Origin of the sequence: Kitasatospora sp. NPDC059462, assembly GCF_042749955.1 — a bacterium.
Classification (GTDB): Bacteria; Actinomycetota; Actinomycetes; order Streptomycetales; family Streptomycetaceae; genus Kitasatospora.
Map to the genome: position 1 here is coordinate 1 of NZ_JBHYUU010000027.1, position 19,069 is coordinate 19,069.

At 73.4% G+C, this 19,069-nt stretch carries 13 protein-coding genes and 1 pseudogene; 9 read left to right on the forward strand and 5 right to left on the reverse strand.

Annotated elements, in window-relative coordinates:
- A pseudogene (locus ACFXAM_RS10395) lies at positions 1-593 on the forward strand (IS701 family transposase); the annotation flags it as partial.
- A gap of 839 nt (positions 594-1,432) precedes the next feature.
- Here ACFXAM_RS10395 and ACFXAM_RS10400 read toward each other — a convergent pair.
- Positions 1,433-4,036 (reverse strand): ABC transporter permease, encoded by a 2,604-nt coding sequence (locus ACFXAM_RS10400; RefSeq protein WP_380289460.1) that lies wholly within the window; start codon positions 4,034-4,036, stop codon positions 1,433-1,435.
- Positions 4,036-4,833 carry an ABC transporter ATP-binding protein gene (locus tag ACFXAM_RS10405; RefSeq protein ID WP_380289462.1) on the reverse strand — a complete coding sequence of 266 codons (798 nt, stop codon included), beginning with the start codon at positions 4,831-4,833 and terminating at the stop codon, positions 4,036-4,038. The genes ACFXAM_RS10400 and ACFXAM_RS10405 overlap by 1 nt, the downstream gene beginning before the upstream one ends.
- A gap of 207 nt (positions 4,834-5,040) precedes the next feature.
- On the opposite strand from ACFXAM_RS10405, the gene ACFXAM_RS10410 reads away from it, so the two are divergent.
- Complete coding sequence (locus ACFXAM_RS10410) at positions 5,041-6,327, forward strand: sensor histidine kinase (protein WP_380289464.1); 1,287 nt, start codon at positions 5,041-5,043, stop codon at positions 6,325-6,327.
- On the forward strand, positions 6,324-6,992 hold the full coding sequence (locus tag ACFXAM_RS10415; RefSeq protein ID WP_380289466.1) for a response regulator: 669 nt from the start codon (positions 6,324-6,326) through the stop codon (positions 6,990-6,992). Before ACFXAM_RS10410 ends, ACFXAM_RS10415 begins: the two co-directional genes overlap by 4 nt.
- Before the next feature lie 196 nt (positions 6,993-7,188).
- On the opposite strand, the gene ACFXAM_RS10420 is transcribed toward ACFXAM_RS10415, so the two are convergent.
- Complete coding sequence (locus ACFXAM_RS10420) at positions 7,189-7,479, reverse strand: hypothetical protein (protein WP_380289468.1); 291 nt, start codon at positions 7,477-7,479, stop codon at positions 7,189-7,191.
- Positions 7,480-7,506: 27 nt separating this feature from the next.
- A complete protein-coding gene (locus tag ACFXAM_RS10425) occupies positions 7,507-7,965 on the reverse strand; it encodes a hypothetical protein (protein WP_380289470.1) in 459 nt (152 codons plus the stop codon).
- Between the two features lie 220 nt (positions 7,966-8,185).
- Between ACFXAM_RS10425 and ACFXAM_RS10430 the strand changes: the two genes are divergently transcribed.
- From ACFXAM_RS10430 to ACFXAM_RS10455, 6 genes are all read left to right on the forward strand, one after another.
- Complete coding sequence (locus ACFXAM_RS10430) at positions 8,186-8,356, forward strand: hypothetical protein (RefSeq protein ID WP_380289472.1); 171 nt, start codon at positions 8,186-8,188, stop codon at positions 8,354-8,356.
- Positions 8,357-8,367: 11 nt separating this feature from the next.
- Positions 8,368-13,929, forward strand: a complete 5,562-nt coding sequence (locus ACFXAM_RS10435; protein WP_380289474.1) for a tetratricopeptide repeat protein — start codon at positions 8,368-8,370, stop codon at positions 13,927-13,929.
- 166 nt (positions 13,930-14,095) lie between these two features.
- A complete protein-coding gene (locus ACFXAM_RS10440) occupies positions 14,096-14,353 on the forward strand; it encodes a glutamate-cysteine ligase family protein (RefSeq protein ID WP_380289476.1) in 258 nt (85 codons plus the stop codon).
- 511 nt (positions 14,354-14,864) lie between these two features.
- On the forward strand, positions 14,865-15,626 hold the full coding sequence (locus ACFXAM_RS10445; protein ID WP_380289478.1) for a 2OG-Fe dioxygenase family protein: 762 nt from the start codon (positions 14,865-14,867) through the stop codon (positions 15,624-15,626).
- Positions 15,627-16,346: 720 nt separating this feature from the next.
- The gene (locus ACFXAM_RS10450) at positions 16,347-16,952 is read left to right on the forward strand and encodes a hypothetical protein (protein ID WP_380289480.1); all 606 of its coding nucleotides are present in this window, start codon (positions 16,347-16,349) and stop codon (positions 16,950-16,952) included.
- Positions 16,953-17,469: 517 nt separating this feature from the next.
- On the forward strand, positions 17,470-18,207 hold the full coding sequence (locus tag ACFXAM_RS10455; protein ID WP_380289481.1) for a hypothetical protein: 738 nt from the start codon (positions 17,470-17,472) through the stop codon (positions 18,205-18,207).
- A 239-nt stretch (positions 18,208-18,446) separates the two neighbouring features.
- On the opposite strand, the gene cpt is transcribed toward ACFXAM_RS10455, so the two are convergent.
- Positions 18,447-18,980, reverse strand: coding sequence for a chloramphenicol phosphotransferase CPT (cpt, locus tag ACFXAM_RS10460; protein ID WP_380289483.1), 534 nt, complete (start codon positions 18,978-18,980; stop codon positions 18,447-18,449).
- Positions 18,981-19,069 lie beyond the last annotated feature (89 nt).

Sequence of the window (19,069 nt, forward strand, 5' to 3'; positions counted from 1 at the left end):
CGCCGGGCGATCGACGACGGGATCCCGTTCCGGTGGGTGACCGCGGACGCCGGCTACGGCAACAGCAAGGGCTGGCGCACAGAGCTCGAACAGGCGGACGTCTTCCAGGTCGTGGCCACCACCCGGCACGACACCGTGGTCACCCGGTGGGCGATGGACCACCGACTCCACGATCTGGTCGTGGGGCTGTCGCGACAGGAGTGGAAGCGCCGCTCGTGCGGCGAAGGTGCCCACGGCCCGCGGATCTACGACTGGGCCCGCGTCGAGGTCCGTCCCTGGCACCGCCCCGACCGGCGACACTGGGTGCTCGCCCGTCGCAGCATCACCGACCCGACAAAGGTCGCCTACTACATCGCCTACGCGCCCGCCGATGCCACCCTGAACGAGCTGATCGGCGTCGCGGGTGCCCGCTGGGCGATCGAGGACTGCTTCCAGACCGCCAAGGGCCAGTGCGGCCTGGACGACTACCAGATCCGCCGCCCCAGGGCTGGTACCGGCACATCACCCTCGCCATGGCCGCCCACGCCTACCTCACCGTCCTGCGGGCCGAGCACCTCGAAAAGGGGACCGGGCAGCTCGAACGCCAGATCTGATCCCACTCACCGTCCCCGAAATCCGCCGGCTGATCACGAACCTCACCTGGCCGGTCCGCCGCAGCACCGCACACGTCCTGCACTGGTCCCGCTGGCGCCGTCGGCGCCAGCACCAGGCCCGGACCAGCCACTACAAGAGACGAGACCACAGCCCAAGAGCTAAGACCTCGTCACCGTAAGCACCGTTGCAGTACTAGTCGTCGGGTGCCTGTGGGCACAGGTCCAACGCCTTCCCGTGAGCCTCCGGAACCAGCAGTGCAGATGACGCGGGTGTCGCACTCCCCGGAGATCGGGATCCAGTGTGGGACGCGATCGCGTGAGTCCCCGTCCATGCTGTACGGCGCCTCGACCAGCAGGTCGTCGAGTTCGGCGCGGGCGAGGTCGGCGGATGGCGGTTCGGGTAGCTCGCGGTGCCGGGAAGGGGAGGTGGCCGCTGTCGGCGGTTCGGCGGCGACCTCCCCACCGGTGCGGCGGCCGGGCCCGGCACAAGGGTGAGGCCGGCGAGAAGAGTGGCACTGCGGCGCCACCGAGGGGAAGTGATCACGGCGTACAGCTCTCGCCTCCCGTCCGGTGCCCGGTGGCTTGTCCCTCCCCTCGGTCCCCTCGGTCCCCTCGGCCCCCTCGGTGGTCGGCGTGGCGCCGCCCGGGTTGACGCCGGCTGCGGCCGTTGCGGCATCGGCCGGCGCGGTTCTCGTCGCCCCGGCGGTGGTGCGGGCTTCGAGGTAGGCAGTCCAGTCGGTGGCGGCGCGGCGGCGCGGCGGCGCCATTGCGCGGCCGTGACGGTGTGGAGGCCGAGCATGGGGGCGAGGACGGCGGGCGGCAGTCCTGGGCGAGCTGGACTACTGGTCCGCGGCCAGCGCGGACAGGATGTCGAGGCGAGTCGCCCGCACAGCCGGGGTCAGCGCCGCGAGGACGCCGGCGATCACCGCAGCCGCCGCCAGTTCCGCAAGGGTGATCCAGGGCACCGACAGGATGGTCTGACCTTCACCCGCCGTGCGATGGAGGGCGATCCCCCAGACGAGGCCGAGCGACACGCCTGACAGTGCCCCCAGCGCAGTGATCACGACCGACTCCAGGCGGACCATACGGCGGACTTCGCGGCGTGAGACGCCGACCGCACGCAGCATGCCGATCTCGCGCGTCCGTTCCCCGACCGACATGGCCATCGTGTTGGCCACGCCCAGCACCGCGATGACGACCGTGAGGGCCAGGAGCCCGTACGCCATCGAGAGCATCTGGTCGGAGCTGCTTCGGACGGAGGCCTTGTAGGCTGCCCGGTCCTGCACGGCCAGCTGTGGATACCCGGCCAGCGCCGTGGTCAGCGCCTTCCCCACCGCTGTCGGGTCCGCGCCGCGGGCCGCGAAGGCAAACAGGGTGGTGTCGGAGGCGGTGGGTGCCAGGGCGGACAGGACGTCGAATCCGACGCTGGGCGCGAGTCGTACCCGGCCCATCGACATGCCGGCCGGTTCCTGGCGTTGAACGGCGCCGACCGTCAGGGTCACCGGGGGACTGCCCGGTCCGGCGAGGGTGACCTGGTCGCCGATGCCGACGCCGAGTCGCTCGGCCATGGTGTCGACGACGACGATCTGGCCGTGGGCGAGCGCGGCTTGCGGATCGCCCGCCGTGTAGGTCTCGTGCATCGCGGTGGGGAAGCCGGGCTCCTCGCCGTAGACGGTGGTGGACAGCGTGGTCCCTCCCGCGGTGAGCGTGGCCCTGGTGATCCGTTCCCTGACGACCTCGCCGATTCCCGGTACACGCCGCGCCGCCGCGGCGGCCTCGGGCCCGAACTGCGCCTGCGAGCGCTGTCCGCTGATGATGAAGTCCGCGCCGAGCATCCGGTCGGTGCGAGCCGTCATGGAGTCCGAGGCGGAGGCCGCCGCGACGGCCATCGCCGTTGCCACACAGATACCGATCATCAGCGCGGCCGAGGTGGCGGCAGTGCGGCGCGGGTTGCGCAGCGTGTTCCCGGCGGCAATCGCGCCGATCGGCCCGAGCAGCCGCGGGAAGACGGCCGTCAGAACCGGGACGACGCCGCGGACAAGAGCGGGCCCGAGCGGGAAGAAGGCGATCAGGGTCAGCAACATGCCCGGCACCGTCGCGGCACGGCCCGCGACCAGCAGACCGGCCCCGGCCAGCAGCAGCGCCGCGCCGGTCGGCGTGCGGCCCCGACCGGGCCGGGTGCTTGGCGCGGCCGCCTCGCGCAGAGCGGCCATCGGCGGGATGCGTCCCGCACGCCGCGCCGGAATCACCCCGGCGGTCAGCGTGGCCGCGGTGCCGACGGCGTAGCCGACCAGCACAGCAGTGGGCCCGACGACCAGCGAGGTCGAGCCCAGGTCGAGGCCGAAGGAGGCCATCGCCGCGTGCAGCCCGACGGCCAGCCCGATCCCGGCGCCGATGCCGAGGGTGGAGCCCACGAGGCCGAGGACCAGGGCTTCGAGCAGGACGGACCGGTTCACCTGCCGGCGGCTCGCGCCGATCGCACGCAGCAGGCCGAGCTCGCGGGTCCGGGCCCCGACCAGCATCGAGAACGTGTTGAAGATGAGGAGCACGCCGACCAGGACGGCCACCGCCGCGAAGCCCATCATCACCACGCCGAGGAAGTCAGTGGTCTGACCGGCCCCGTTGTCCGGGCTCACGGCGGTCGGATCCTTGGCCTGTACCTGGGCCGCGCCGCCCAGGGCGGCAGCCAGGCCGCGACGGAGATCGGCGGGCGTCACTCCGGCGGCGGCGTCCACCCGGATCGAGGTGGCCGCGCCGGGCTTGCCGAGCAGCCGCTGCTGGGCAGTGGCGGTGTCGACGTAGATGCGGGTGTTGCCCTGGCTGGCGGCCTTGAAGTCGGCGATGCCGGTGACCCTGGCCTCGAAGGTGCCGGGGAGGGCGACCACCCGGACCGTGTCCCCGATCCGCACGTGGGCGCGGTCGGCCGAGATGCGGTCGAGCACGGCCTCGCCGGGGCCCTGCGGGGCCCGGCCGCCGGCGAGCCGCACCGGTGACCGGTCGGAGTCGACCCAGTTGCCTGCCAGGACGGGGATGCTGCTCTTGGCACCGAAGCCGGACACCCCGCCGGCCGTGTCGATCGCCTTGCCCTGCGAGTCGGTCAGCGTCGCGGTGTCGACCGTGACGTCGGGGTACGCCGCCGCCACGCCCGGCACGGCGCGCACCTTGCCGACCAGGGTGTCGGCGTCCGGCAGCGTGCCGCCCTCGCCGACCACGGCCCGCTGCACCGCGTCGCCGACCTCGGCCGGCCCCGTGCCCGCCGGCAGCGGGGCAGTGACGGTGACGTCCGGGGCGCTCGCCGCCGCGGCGTCGTCCAAGGCCCCGTTGATCGTGCCGGTGAAGATCATCGTGCCGGTGGCGAAGGCCACCGAGAGCACCACGGCAAGGCAGGACATCGCGAGTCGTCCCTTGTGCGCGAAGATTCCGCGCAGCGCCACCTTCAGCATCAGCGGTGCCCCCCGCCTCGGCGCAGCCGCTGCAGGACGGTCTCAGCGGTCGGGGACCGCACCTCGCCGGCCACCCGGCCGTCGGCGAGGAAGATCACGCGGTCGGCGAAGGATGCGGCGGTCGGGTCGTGGGTCACCATGACGACGGTCTGTTCGAGCTCGTCCACGCTCCGGCGCAGCAGCCGCAGCACCTCGGTCCCGGCCTGCGAGTCCAGGTTCCCCGTGGGCTCGTCGGCGAACACGATCTGCGGCCGGCCCGCCAGGGCGCGAGCACAGGCGACCCGCTGCTGCTGCCCGCCGGACAGTTTCGAGGGCCGGTGGCGCAGCCGGTCCGCCAGGCCGAAGGTCACCACGATCTCGTTGAGCCAGGCCCGGTCGGGCGTGCGGCCCGCGATCGCCATGGGCAGGGTGATGTTCTCCAGGGCGGTCAAGGTCGGGATGAGGTTGAACGACTGGAAGATGAAGCCGACCCGGTCGCGGCGCAGCTCGGTGAGCTCGCGCTCGCGCAACGCGGTGAGCTCGATGTCGTCGATCCAGATCCGGCCGCGGTCCACGGAGTCCAGGCCCGCCAGACAGTGCATCAGGGTCGACTTGCCCGAGCCGGACGGGCCCATGATCGCGGTGAACGCGCCGCCCTCGATCTCGACGTCGACGGCGTCCAGCGCCGTGACCTTCGCGTCGCCCGTGCCGTGGATCCTGGTGATCTTCTCGCCGCGGGCGGCGGGCTGGGACACGGGAGCCGGTGCCCGCCCGGAACCCGGTGCCTGGTCCGGAGCGGGTGCTCGGTCGAGAGTCATGCGGATGCTCCATCCTTCGAGGATCGTCAGGGGTCGGACGGCTTCCACGATGGCGGTCGCGGCCGGTCCGCCGGATCAGGCCTCGGCACGGAGTCGGTGACCGGGCCCGGGCCCGGACACCGCGTGCACACCTGGCCGCAGGTACAGGTCCGAAGATGCGACCGCAGACGGATGACCCGCTCACGCGCCCGCGAATACTGTCGGGACGTGCATCTTCGGCCGCCGCTCACCAAACGGCTGACCCGCGTCCAACTCGTCGGGCTGGACGTCGCGGTCGGCATCGCGTTCGTGCTGTGGGGGCGTCCCACCGACGCCCAGCTCGCCACCGCCGGAATCCCGCTGCCGGGCTGGTACGCGTTGTTGATCCCGCTGGCCTGCGCGGTGGCGGCCAGACGGCTGTGGCCCCGGCCGGCCCTCGGGGTGTCGCTGGCGGCGTACGCGACGATGGCGGCCTACGGGTTCGTCAAGTTCCCGTCGTTGGCGGTCGCGTTGTGCCTCTACCAGTTCGCGCTCTCGCAGCCACGGTTCCGGGCGGTGGCCGGCCTGGTGCTCACCGAGGCGGTCATCGGTGTCGGCATCGCGATGGGCAGCAGCCCGGTGCGCTTCGACGACGAGTGGGCCGCGATGTGGTCGGGACAGAGCGCACCGATCGTGGCCTTCTGGGCGGCCGGCATGATGATCAGGTCCCAGCGCGCCTACGAGGCCGGGCTGCGGGCCCAGGAGGAACGCCAGGCGCAGGCCCGCGTCGAGGAGGCGCAGCGGACGGTCACCGAGGAACGTCTGCGCATCGCCCGCGAGTTGCACGACGTGATGGCCCACAGCATGAGCGTGATAGCGGTGCAGGCCGGCGTCGGCCGCCACGTCATCACCGGACACCCCGACGAGGCCGCCAAGGCGCTGACCGCGATCGAGACGGTCAGCCGGACGGCTCTGCGCGAGATGCGGGCCCTGCTCGACGTGCTGCGGGAGGAGCCGCCCGCCGCCGACGCGGCCGCCGCCTCGGACCTGGCGAGGCCCGGCCTGGGCGACCTCCCCTTCCTGATCGAGCAGACCGGCCGGGCCGGGCTCCAGGTCGAGCTGCGGATCAGGGGCTCCGCCCGGCAGCTCCCGCCGTCGATCGACCTGGCCGGCTACCGGATCGTCCAGGAGGCGCTGACCAACTCCGTCAAGCACGCTGCGACCGCCCGCGCCCGGGCCCAGGTCAGCTACCACCCGGACGGCATCGAGATCGAGGTGACCGACGAGGGCCGCGACTGCGCCGGTCTGCCCGGTCTGCCCGGTCTGCCCGGTCTGCCCGGTCTGCCCGGCGGACCCGGCCGACCCGGCCGCCCCGGTCCCGCCGTCGCGCTCGACAGCCCTGGCGGCCGCGTCGGTCACGGCCTGATCGGCATGCGGGAGCGGGTCGCGCTCTCCGGCGGCGACTTCGCCGCCGGCCACCTCCCTCTCGGCGGCTTCCGCGTCTGGGCCCGGTTCCCCACCGCGGAATCGGCGTGAGCGGGGACGTGCGGGTGGTGATCTGCGACGACCAGGCCCTCGTCCGCGCCGGCTTCCGCGTGCTCGTCGACACCACGCCGGGCCTCACGGTGGTCGGCGAGGCCGGTGACGGAGCCGAAGCCGTCGAGGTCATCCGGCGGGAACGGCCCGACGTCGCCCTGATGGACATCCAGATGCCCGGGATGGACGGGATCGAGGCCACCCGGCGACTGCTCGGCGGCGAAGACCCGCCACCGGTGCGGATCCTGATCCTCACCACCTTCGACCTCGACCGCTACGTGTTCACCGCGCTCCACGCGGGCGCCAGCGGCTTCCTGCTGAAGGACACCCCACCCGAAGACCTCCTCTCGGCCATCGGCGTCATCGCCGACGGCGAGGCTCTGCTCTCCCCCCGCGTGACCCGCAAACTGGTGGCCGAGTTCACCAGGCGCCCGCAGGTGGCGGTCGGAGCCAACCGCCGCCTCGACCAGATCACCGACCGGGAGCGCGAGGTTCTCGTCCTGATCGCGACCGGCATGTCCAACACGGAGCTCGCCGACGAACTGCACCTGTCGCACTCCACCGTCAAGTTCCACGTCAGCAGACTCCTCGCCAAGCTCGGCGCCCGGGACCGCGCCCAGCTCGTCATCGCCGCCTACGAGGGCGGCCTCATGAACCACCGGTGAACCGGCCCTCGCGCTTCCGCCCCGGCCCCCCGGGATTCGCCACCCGGCGGGGCGTACTTCCCAGCCGATCCCGCCCGATCCCGCACGCGCGTTGTCGGGCTCGCCGCGGAGCAGGACGTCGGTGAACGGCCGGGGCAGGGACTGCTGGAGGACGCACACCCCGGCGCGGGCCCACTCCAGCGCGCCGTCCAGCGGGCTACATGGCCACGCCGAGCGCCTCCAACTGCCCGCGCTGCTCCTCGGCCGGCGTTTCCCGGCGGGCGTGCTGGTCGTTGACCCCTGAACCCGGCGCCGGCCCGTCGGCGGTCCTGTGGATACGGGCGTGCCCCTCGGCGCCGAAGGCGGCCAGGGCCGCGAGGCCGGCCGCGAACCGGTCACTGCGGCTCTTGTCCGGCCGGGCCGCGACCTTCGCCCGGCCGGCGGCCGGCTCCTGGTCCTCCTCGATGCCGGGCGCCGCCACCAGGTACCGCTGCTCCTGGCTGAGCATCAAGGCCGACGAGGAAGGACGCCAGGCTCAGGCATCGTCGTCGCGCTGGGCGCTCGCGGTCCCGGGAACGGGCGGTGCTTGGTGGAAGTGGACGTTGCCGCCTTGGGCCCCGATGGCCATGCCGTGACCGGTCGCCGAGATGTTCTGGGTCCATCTCGTGTTCTCCGCCGCCGGCAGTTGGGCCTGCACCGACTCCACCAGAGCCCGCAGTTCCACCTCGGCCTCGGGGTGCTCGCGCAGCAAAGCAGCCAACTGCCTGCGCCAGCCGCCCGCGAAGTCCAGACGTGCCGACTCGGGGTCCTCGTCCTGACTCACCACAGCGGCTTCACGGTCCAACTGCACCTCCAGCGCCCGCTGTTCTTCCGGCCCGGAGCGGTGGAACAGCCGGAGGGTTCCGGACCGCGCGGAATTCCAGGCAGTGGTGGCCATGGCCGTCATGATCGTTGTCGCGCCGGTCATCGCAAGTGTCATCAACGCATCGTCCAACGCAACCGCTCCTCGACATCGCAAGGCCACCGTCCTGGGCAGCTTCATGATGCCGAGCTTCCGTGTACCCCGTGAGGGAATCGCGAAAGTGATCGGCCGACCGGGCCTGCCCGCCCCGGGCACTGCAACGAATCTGTCACAGGGCCCGGGATCGGCCGGGCTGCCTCCGCCGGTGAGCCCATGCTGGTCCGGAAGCTTCGAGACAACCGGGGAGGCTCTCATGGTGCGACAGGAGTCCGAGGCGGCCGGAGAGCCGGCAGCGGCGCGGCGGGAGTGGGTGCAGGACGTCACCGCCGACGGCGGCGGCAGCGCCTTCGTGGTGCAGGACGGCACCCAGCACGACCACTTCATGGATTCCCCCGAGACCGATTCCGATGGGTTCGCGGAGTAGGTGGACCGAGGGTGAGAACGCCGACGGGCCCGGGCGGGGACGAGGGCGTGGTGTACACGCAGAACATCACGGCCGTCGACGGTGGCCGGGTGTACGCCGTGCAGGGCGGGGACCAGTACAACTACATCTACCGCGGCACCCCGCCCTACCGGGTGGAGCCCTTCGCGCCGGGCGAGGAAGGCGGGCTGCCGGCCGGGCTGGAGCGGACCCCCAGCCAACTGCTGACGGCCCGTCACGAAGTGGTGCCGTTCGTGCCGCTGCCGGAGACCGGGCCGCTGGAGGCCTGGCGGGACGGCCCCGTCCTGGGGATGTCGGTGCGACTGCTGTACGCCGAGGGCGGCTCGGGCAAGACCCGGCTGGCCGCCGAGTTCGCCGCCCGCTCCGCCCGGACCGGCTGGACGGTCGCACTGGCCCGCCACCGCAATGAGACGGCCTCGGCCGGCGGCGGCGACCAGAGCCTGACCGTCCGCGCCCCCGGCCTGGTCATGATCGTCGACTACGCCGAACGCTGGCCCCTGGAAGACCTGGTCACCCTGCTGCGCCAGCACCGCGACGCCGCCCGCGACCGCCTGCGCGTCCTGCTGCTGGCCCGTCAGGCCGGCCCCTGGTGGCAGAACCTCGCCCACCAACTCGCCAAACTCGACGTCCACGACAGCGAAGCGATCCGCCTGGCGGGCCTGCCCGACGACCCCGGCACTCGCACCGCCATGTACACCGCCGCTCGCGACAGCTTCGCCCGGGCCCTCAACCACCCGAACGCGCACCACCTCTCCCCGCCCCGCGACCTCCACGACCCCGCCTTCGGCCTCACCCTCACCCTCCACATGCGCGCCCTGGTCGACGTCGACGCCGCCGTCCGCGGTCACACACCCCCCACCGGCAACGGACAAGCCGCCCTCTCCTCCTACCTCCTGGACCGCGAACAAGACCACTGGCGCTCCTTCCACCACCACGGCCGCGGCCCGCTGCGCAGCGACCCGCGCACCCTGGGCCGCGCCGTGTACGTGGCCACCCTCGCCGGCGCCCTGGCCCCCGCCGAGGCCGCCACCGCCCTGACCCGCACCGGCGCCGCCGACACCACCACCGCCGCAACGGCGCTGGCCGCCGACCACGCCCGCTGCTACCCGTCCGCCGAACCAGGCCTGCTGCTGGACCCGCTCGCCCCCGATCGCCTCGGCGAGGACTACCTCGCCCTCACCCTCCCCGGGCACGAGGACGAGTTCGGCTACCACGCCACCGATCCCTGGAGCGATACCGCCCCCGCCGCCCTGCTCGCGTCCGGGGACGAGAGCGGCGCACCGCCCGCCTGCACACGCCAGGCCCTCACCATCCTGATCGAGACCGCCCACCGCTGGCCCCACCTGACCGCCCGCCACCTCGATCCGATCCTCCGTGAGCGGCCCGATCTCGCCCTGACCGCCGGCAGCGCCGCCCTGACCCGGCTGGCCGCCCTGGAGAGCCTCGACACCGCCGTCCTGGAAGCCGTCGAGGCCCGCTTCCCCGCCGAACGCCACACCGATCTCGACGCCGGCATCGCAGCCGTCGCCGCCCGCCTGGCCGCCCACCGCCTGGCCACCACCATCACCGACCCCGCCTCCCGCGCACGGATCCACCGGAGCCTGGCGCTCCGCCAGTCCTGGGCCGGGCTGCGCGACGAGGCCGTCGCCAACGGCCGGCAGGCCGTGCTGATCTGGCGCGACCTGGTCCGGGCCGGCCCCGGCCACCACGCCGACCTCGCCGTCTCGCTGGTCAACCTCAGCGGCGACCTGTCAGCGGTGGGGCTGCGGGACGAGGCCCTGGCGGCCGCCCAGGAGGCGGTGGGCCTCCAGCGCCGGCTGGCGGCGGGCAGGCCGGCCACCCGCGAACCGGACCTCGCTCTCGCGCTGTCCCACCTCGGCGGCCTGCTGGCGAACTCGGGGCGGCGGGACGAGGGCCTGGCCGCCGCCCAGGAGGCCGTCGACATCCTGGGCCGGTGGGTCCAGTCCGACCCGGCGGCGCACTCACTCCGCTTCGTCGAGGCGCTGACCAGCCTCGGCCACCACCTGTCGCAGGCGGGGCGGCGGGAGGAGGCCCTGGCCACCACCGAGTCGACGATCGTGGTCTACCGCCGCCTGGCCGCCGACAACCCCGCGGCCAACGCACCCGGCCTCGCCGGGGTACTGACCAACCTGGCCCTCCACCTGCGGGATGTCGGGCGCCATGCGGAGGCCCTCGCCGCCGAACAGGAGGCGGCCGAGATCCGGCGCGGCCTGGCGGCCGGGAACCCCGAGGCCCACGAAGCCGACCTCGCCCTCACCCTGACCAATCTGAGCGTCTCGCTCCTGGAGGAGGGGCGCCCGGCGGAATCCTTCGCGGCCATCGAGCAGGCGGTGGAGATCCGGCGCGGCCTGGCGGCCGGGAACCCCGAAGCCCACGAAGCCGACCTCGCCCACTCCCTGACCAACCTCGGCATCTGGCTGGCGGGGGAGGGGCGCGAAGAGGAGGCCCTGGCCGCGGAACTGGAGGCGGTGGGGATCCGGCGCCGCCTGGCGGCCGGGGACCCCGAGGCCCACGAAGCCGACCTCGCCGCCTCGCTGTCCAACCTCGGCAGCCACCTGTCCGCCCTGGGGCGCCCGGCAGAGGGCCTGGCCTCCGAGGAGGAGGCGGTGGGGATCCGGCGGCGGCTGGCCGCCCGCAACGCCAGGGCCCATGAATCCGACCTCTCCCGTTCGCTGGGCAACTTCGGCGCCCAGCTGTGGCGGGCGGGACGCCCGGCGGAGGCCCTTGAGGCCGTCCGGGAAGCGGTGGAGATCCGGCGCCGCCTGGCCGCCGGGAACCCGGAGGCCTTCGCCGCCGACCTCGCCCACTCCCTGACCAACCTCGGCAAGTGGTTGACGGCGACCGGGCAGTGGAAGGAGGGCCTGGCCGCCACCGAGGAGACGGCCCACCTCTACCGCTGGCTGGCCGAGCGCAGGCCCGACCTCTTCTCCGCCAAGTTCGCCCGCGCGCTGTCCGACGTCGGTGCCGGGCTGTTGCGGGCGAAGCTGCTGCTGGAGGCCATGGTCACCCTGGAGGAGGCGCTCGGCCTCTACCGCCACCTGGCCGCGGCCGACCCCGACGTCCACGAACCCGGCCTCGCCCGCACGCTGTCCCGCCTCGGCGCCGGGCTGATCAAGGCGGGAGGGGAGGAGCACGCCCTCCCGCTCCTCGCCCAGGCGGTCGACATCCGGCACCGCCTGGTCATGGAGGTCTCCGGGATGTTCGAGCCCGACCTCGCCGACGCGCTGTTCGACTTCGCCTCCTGCCTCACCCGGATGGGACGGCGCGCGCCGGGCCTGGCCGCCGCCGCCGAAGCGGTCCGCCACTACCGCGGACCGGCCCTGGACGACCCCGCGACCTTCGGGCCCAAGCTCGCCGACGCGCTGTCCGGCTTCGCGGGCTTCCTGTCCGAAGCGGGGCGGCGGGCGGAGTCCCGGGCCGCCGCACAGGAGGCCGCGGAGCTCCGGCGCCAACTGCGCAAGGCCGGCGCACCCCGCCCGGCCGGCCCGCCGTCGGGCCTCGGCGCCCTCCTGTCGAGCATCGGGAGGCAGGCCCGTACGGCGTTCCGGCCCCGCCGCGAGGAGCCGCGGCGGAGCGTACCCCGGGAGTCGCGGACGTTCGCCGTCGAACTTCCGGACGGGACGCGGTTGGACCTCGTCGCACCTGGAGCCGCCACCGCCGGCCCGGAGCCCCGGACGCGCGCCACCAGCCTCCCCGACAGCCCCCGGACGGACCTCACCACCCACCTCCCCGACCGGCCCCGGACGGACCTCACCACCCCGGGGAACCCCGACGCCCGGCAGGAGGACACCAGCCCCATCACCGAACCGCAGGCGCAGACGTTCACCGTCGAACTCCCGCAAGGGATACTGGAGATCAGCATCGGGGAGGATGCCGGCACCAGCGAGAACGCGGAGAGGTTCGCCGTCGACCTCCCGAACGGGACGAAGCTGAACGTCGTCGTCGAGGAGGTCGTCGACGAGCCGCAGGTGGACGCCGGCGCCGTCATCGAGGTGGCGCACCAGGTCTACCGGCTGCTGGCCAGGACCGAGCCGCCCGCTTCCGAGCCGGAGCTCGCCGCCGAGCTGTCCGACCTCGGCATCCGGTCGGGGCAGCTGGGGTGGTACCAGGAGGCGCTGATGGCCACCGAACAGGCGGTGATGGTCCGGCGCCTGCTGGCCATGGCCGACCCGGCCGCGTTCGGGGACGACCTGGCCGCCTCGCTGTTCGACTTCGGCGCCCTGATGTGGGAGGCGGGGCTGTGGGAGGAGGCCCTGGTCCCGACCGAGGAGGCGGTGCGGATCAGGCGCCCGCTGGCCGGGGCCGACCCGGCCGTGTACGGGCCCGGCCTGGCCGTTTCACTGGCCAACCTGGCCCGCTACCTGCGGCGGGCCGGGCGGCGGGAGGAGTGCCTGGCCGCCGCCCGGGAGGCGGTGGAGGTCCGGCGCCGGCTGTCCGAGGACGACCCCGCCCACCGACCCGGCCTGGCCGCCTCACTGCTCGATCTCGCCCACCACCTGTCCGAGCTCGGCCTGCGGGAGGAGGCCCTGGCCCCGGCCGAGGAGGCGGTGCGGATCCGGCGCGAACTGGCCGAGGACGACCCCGCCCGGCAGTTCCGCCTCTCCCTCGCGCTGCACGAACTCAGCGACCTCCGCGCGGAGGCGGAACTGCGGCAGGAGTCGCTGACCGCGGTCCGGGAGGCGGTGGAGATCCAGCGCCGACTGGCCGAGGACGATCCCGCCGCCTACGCGCCCGCTCTCAGTGACTCGCTGATCGACCTGGCCATCGACCTGTTGGACGCGGAACGGTTCGAGGAGGGCCTGGCCGCTGCTGGGGAGGCGGTGGGAATCGGGCGCGAGCTGGCCGAGGACGACCCCGGCTCCCACCGGCCCCGGCTCGCCCTCCTTCTCTACAACCTGGTCCCGCACCTGTCGAAGGCGGGACGGCGCACGGAGTCCCTGGCCGCCTTCGAGGAGGCGGTCGGCATCCACCGGCGGCTGACGGCGAACCAGCTGGTCGCCCACGGACCCCGCCTCGCCGACACGCTGCTCGCTCTCTCCCGTCACCTGTCCAAGGTCGGCCTGCGGGAGGAGGCGCTGGCCGCCGCCGGGGAGGCGGTCGACGCCTACCGCCTGCTGGCCGCGCACAACCTGGCCGCCTTCGCGCCCAGTCTTGCCGCGGCCCTGTCGGACTTCGCCGTCGACCTGTTCGGGGCGGGACGGTTCGAGGAGGCCCTGGCCGCCGCCGGGGAGGCGGTGGGGATCGGGCGCGAGCTGGCCGAGGACGACCCCGGCTCCCACCGGCCCCGGCTCGCCCTCCTCCTCTACAACCTCGTCCCGCACCTGTCGAAGGCGGGACGGCGGGAGGAAGCCCTGGCCGCCGCCGGGGAGGCGGTCGACGCCTACCGCCTGCCGGCGGCGAACGAGCCCTCCGAGTACGCGCCACCACTCGCCCGCGCGCTGGACCGGCTCGGCACGCTCCTGACGGAAGCGGGGCGGCCCACGGAGGCGGCGGCCGCCTCCGGGGAGGCGGCCCGGCTCCGGCGCTCGCGCTGAACAACCGATGCCCCGGCGAATCGCGCCCGGCGAACCGCCCAGCGCAGCGCCGCCGCGACCGGGCGGCCGAACCAGCGGGTGAGGGTCCCGGTGAGGCACGGGTGTCGGCGTGGCGGCCGGTGGTGGACGGAGGGCGTAGCCGTCGGGGCGGATCAGGACGGCGTCGGTGGGTGTGGAGGAGGAGTACTTTGTCGTGGACCGCGCCGGCCGGGCCGTGACGGCCGTCGGTCCGCGGCTGTCCGCCCACGCCGTAGGCGCGCTGGGGGATCTGGGGTCCGGCGAATTCGCCGACCGCCAGGTCGAGTTACGGACGCCGCCGTGCGCCGATCTCGCCGTTTGCTCCCTGCAAGGCCACGTGTACTTGCCCGACCGCGAGGTGGCCGCCCTCGTCGGCAACCATCTGCGCCTGTGGTACTGCGGCTGAGCTTCCCCTCTCTCGGGCCGCTTCCGTGGGTCGGCGCCTTCGACGACGACCGGCACACCGCCGTCGCGATGGCGGAGGTCGGCGGGAGTTCCTTGGCCGACCTGCCGTTCTGGGACACCCGTCTGCACCCGCGCCTGCCGACCGTGGAAAGTGCGATGCATGGATGTTCCGGCCGATGCCTTGGACTCGGTGGCCCTGGCGGCCATCGTTCGCGGCTGGGCGGTGACCTCCGCCCGACAGGCGGAGCACGGCGACAAGGGCCCACGCCTCGGCAGCGAGCTCCTGCGCGGCTCGTACTGGTATGCGACCCGCGACGGCTGGCCTGACCACCCCGCCGGGGTCATTCGCACGGCGGACCCTCCGGGGGCGCGCCCCCGGCACACGTGCCAGCGTGGAAGAAGAAGCCGGAAGGGCATGCGGTTCCCTGCCCACGGACGCCCGCGACCGCCTGGAGATTCCGATGGTCGACAACCCGGGGCAGCCCGGACAGCCGCCCGAGCACGGAGGTCGGGTGCGCCGTGACGGATACGCCCGCCTGAACGCCGCCGACCTCGGCATCGACACAGCGGCACTGGCCGAGGACTTCGCCCGGCTCGCCGACACCTACCAGGACCTGCCTCCGGATCCGTACGCCCGTGAGACCCGCCGCTTCCGCCGCTACTCGCACGCCGTGTACTTGCCCTGGACCGGCGAGCTCTCCTACATCCCCGGCGCGCCCGACGAGGAGTTCGGCAGCGTCACGGAGTACTGGCAGGACGAGCACAACCCCGAGTACCCGCGGATGCGGCGCCGACTTCCCGACATCCCGGAAGCCCTGCACGGCAACCGGCTGCTCGACATCCTCGTCCGTGCCGACCTCGACCGTGCCCTGTGGCTGGAGGATCTGCACCGCGTACCGGTCTACGTCGGGATCCATCTGATCTCCCTCGCCGTCCACGACCGGGCGCAGGTGGCGGTCTCCTCGCCGAACTGCCTCCACCAGGACGGCGGTTCGCCGGCCACCTTCACCTTCGCCCACCTGGTCGGCCGATGGAACGTCAAGGGCGGCGAGAACGTCATCGCCACCCCGGAGAGCGCCGGTCGGACGCCCGACACACTTCCCTCGGAGGCGATCCATGACCGCTTCGTGCTGACCGAGCCGCTGGACGGCTACGGAGTTCATGACCGGCGCGTCAGCCACTACGTCGGCCCGGTCCACCTCGGCGACGGCGGGAGCGACGGGCGCCGCGACATCCTGATCGTCGGCATCGCCCCCTACACCCCCGGGCTGTAGCCGGAGGCAGACGGCCCGCGCTGGACGACCTCGCAGCGCAGGACAGTGGCGCCGGCCTCCGGCCCGCGAATCGGAGCCGTAGGAACCGCCGGCCGAGCAGCCAGGTCCGATCATCGGAGAATCCGGCGTTGTGCTCGGCGAACGGGTGGTCCGCCACGACGCACCGGGCTCAGCTGCCGCCCGGCCGCTACAGGTGGGGCGCTCGCCGCGCCAGCGCGCGGTGCCGACGACCGGGGCGGGGTCGTGCGCATTCCTGCGACCGGCCTCAACCGCAGGCTCCAATGTCTGTGGTCCGTGGTCCGTGGTGCGGGGAGGCGAGCGATCCTGTGGCGGTGGCTTTCTTCGATCATGAAAGGGTCTCAGCGGCCTGCGGGGACCTGCCCGGTGCGGCGGCCGAAGTCGGCGACCGGTGGCCGGCCGCGCCAGGGGCCGGGCGAGGTGGTGACGTCGAGCAGGTGCCGCGGGTGCGGGTCGAATGCGCGGGGCGAGGATCACCGCGGCCCGCTCGCCGCCGCCTTGGCCGCGGCCGCCCTCGCCCTGGGCGCGAGACGTCACGCCGCGCGGTGGCTGCCACCCGCTGAGTCGGGCGGATGAGGAGCGGTTCCCCCGCCCGGGGGAGCTGGTCCCTCCCTGCGGTGGAGGCCGCGACCGGGGGTGAGCCGGGAGATTGGAGGCAGTCGGGAAACAGCCCGATTCCCTTCTCCCCGTTGAGGATTGACCATGCAAAAGCTCACCACCGCCATCGCGCTCACCACCGCGGCCGTGGCCCTCGCGGCCGGGACGGCCGGCGGCGCCGCGGCCGCGCCGGCCGCTTCCCCACCGGCCCGGGGCCTCGCGCTGCACAGCTGGACCCTGCTCAACGAGCACGGCCCGGGCCCCAACCCCGGCGAGCGGCTCACTGCGCAGGTCAGCGCCCGTACGGTCGACGGCCGCTCCTGGGGGCACGTCGTGGTGCAGCACGTGTTCGAGAAGAGCGGCACGACGCGGGCCGAGTTCGACGTCGACTGCCTGACCGTCGACGGGAACGGCGCCATCATCGTGACCGGGCCGATCTCGCAGATCGTGATCACCCCGCTCGTGGGCGAGCCGTACCTCTTCGAGGAGGGCCGGCACCCTGAGGCCGGTCTCACGTTCTACCCGACCGACGAACAGGGCGAGCGCCGGGTCGGCTTCAACCGGACTGATCCCCAGATGCACTCCGAAGTGGCCAAATGCGGCGCGGTTCCGGCCGGCTTCTGGCTCATCGAGGGCGGGACCTTCCTGCGCCGCCAGGGGCGCGTCCCGATGACCGGCAACCCATCTGTGTCTCGTGATCTTTCGTACTAGATGATCACGGTATACGTGGTCCGGAAGCCGCCGGGAACCGGAGCCCGCGGTGGCCCTGACCGCGGGCACGCCCCGTCGGGGGTTCGACGGTCGGGGTGTCAGTGCCAGGGAGGTCAGCCGGTGCTCTCGGCCCACAGGCCGAGAGCACGGTGGTCGGTCATGCCGATGCCGCCCTGGGTACAGAACCGGGGGGGGGCGGCCATTGGTGAACGTGCCGCTGGTGACGACGGCGGTGAGGCCGCAGCCGTGAATGTCGTGGTAGGCGCCGTTGACCTTCTGAACGTCCTGCGAGCCGATACTCGAAGGCCTTCGGCCCGTAGGGGTGACGGGTCACGTCGGCGCCGCAGGCCGCAGAGCCACGGTGGCCACGCCGAGACGGCCTCCAACGCGACAACGACCTCACGGCGGACGGCCGGCATGCCGCGACCGGCCGGCATGAGAGGCGCCGGTGCTCAGCCGTGCAGCGGGTGTTGCCAGACCCGACAATCTCCGCAGGATGCCCCGGTACGCTGGGCCGGTGCTGCTCCCCGCCGTCCCGCGCACCCCGCTGGGCTTCGCCCGTCAGCCGGCGATCGACACTCCATTCGGCCCGTTGGCCTTCACCACGACCATCGGGAACACCGGCCTTCCGCTGCTGCCCGATGCGCACTTCGAGCTGCCGGGCGGCCGCACGCTCGCACGCTGGGTCACCCCGGTGGCCCGTGTCGAACTGCTGCTGACCCCGTACGATCCCGAGCTCGACCCCGGAGTCTGGGGGCCGCTCACCGACTGCCGCGCGGCGGTCTGGCGGATCGACGTCCTTGCGCCGATCGGGCGGCTGCGGTTCTCTGCGGGGCTTCCGTTGCGGCTTCCGGAGGGTGCCGACGCGGGATGGGACGGCGGGCAGGCGCTGGCGGCGATCACGGTGGAGGACGAGAGAACCCGGCTCACCGTCGGAGGAAACGACGAGGAGGCGATCTGCTGGGCGGCCGATTCGGGCGAGGTGCCTCAGCGATGGGCCGCACTGATCGACGGGGTGGACGGCCGTGCGTCGAGCACATGGGGCGTGGACTTCGGCCACAACCACGGTCTGGCGTGGACGCTGCCTCCGCTGGAAGTCGGCGACCACTGTGAACTCCCGGTGGTGGCCGCCTGGGCCCCGGCTACGGACGAAAGCGCGAACACCTGGTATGCCGTCATGCCGTCGCCATCGGTCCTCCTGCGTCAGGTCACCGCCCGGCTGACGAAGCGGTCCCGCACGCCGGAAGCCGACTGATCGGAAGCGTCAGCGAGCGCCGCTGTACCCGACCCGGGTGCCGCGCCGGCCTCACCCGCTCGGTCAGCAGCACCTTGCGCATGCTTCGCCGGCCCGGCGTCCTGCTCGGTGACCACCGGGCCCGTCCGATCGAAGCCGGGCGTGAGGGGCGACACCAGCCGGCCGCATTCCCGAGAGATTCAAAGGTTCGGGACTGGCGGCCCCAGGCGTCCGGATGGCGCAGGTGTCGGCCGCGCGGGTCAGCCGAGTCGAGCCGCGATCAGCCGTGCGCACTCCACGGACGCGGCGCCGGCCGTGTCCACCTCCAGGTCGTAGTGCACGCCCTGGTGGACGGCCTCGGCCTGGGCCTCTGCCATCCCCGTGACCCGGTCACCCCGCATGACCTCGCGCCACACCGCGACCTCGGCCTCGCACCGCACACCGACCCAGAGCACTTCGAGGCCCGCCAGGGCCCGCTGCCACCGCTGCTGGGAGGCAGGGCCGCCGAGGAAGACCTCGTCCACGATCACCCGTGCCCCGGCGCGGGCCATGGCCGCGATCCCCGCCATCCAGGCGTCCTCCAGCTCCCGGAAGCCGTCCCCCACCGACACCGAGCCGTCCGTGCCGATGTCGATCCCCTCCTCCGAGGCGACGACGGACGGGGGCATGCCCTGGATCAGCGTGTCCACCCCGAACGTCAGCCAAGGGTCCGGCAGGACGGCCTGGAGGCAGCGGGCCACCCCGGTCTTCCCCGAACTGGAACCGCCATTGAGAATGATCACTTGAGTCGCCATCGCGCCACTCTAAGGTGGTCCGGGGACCAATCCGACATCTTTTCTGACGAACCGGCACAGCACGGTGTGGGGTAGGCAGATTTCAGGCG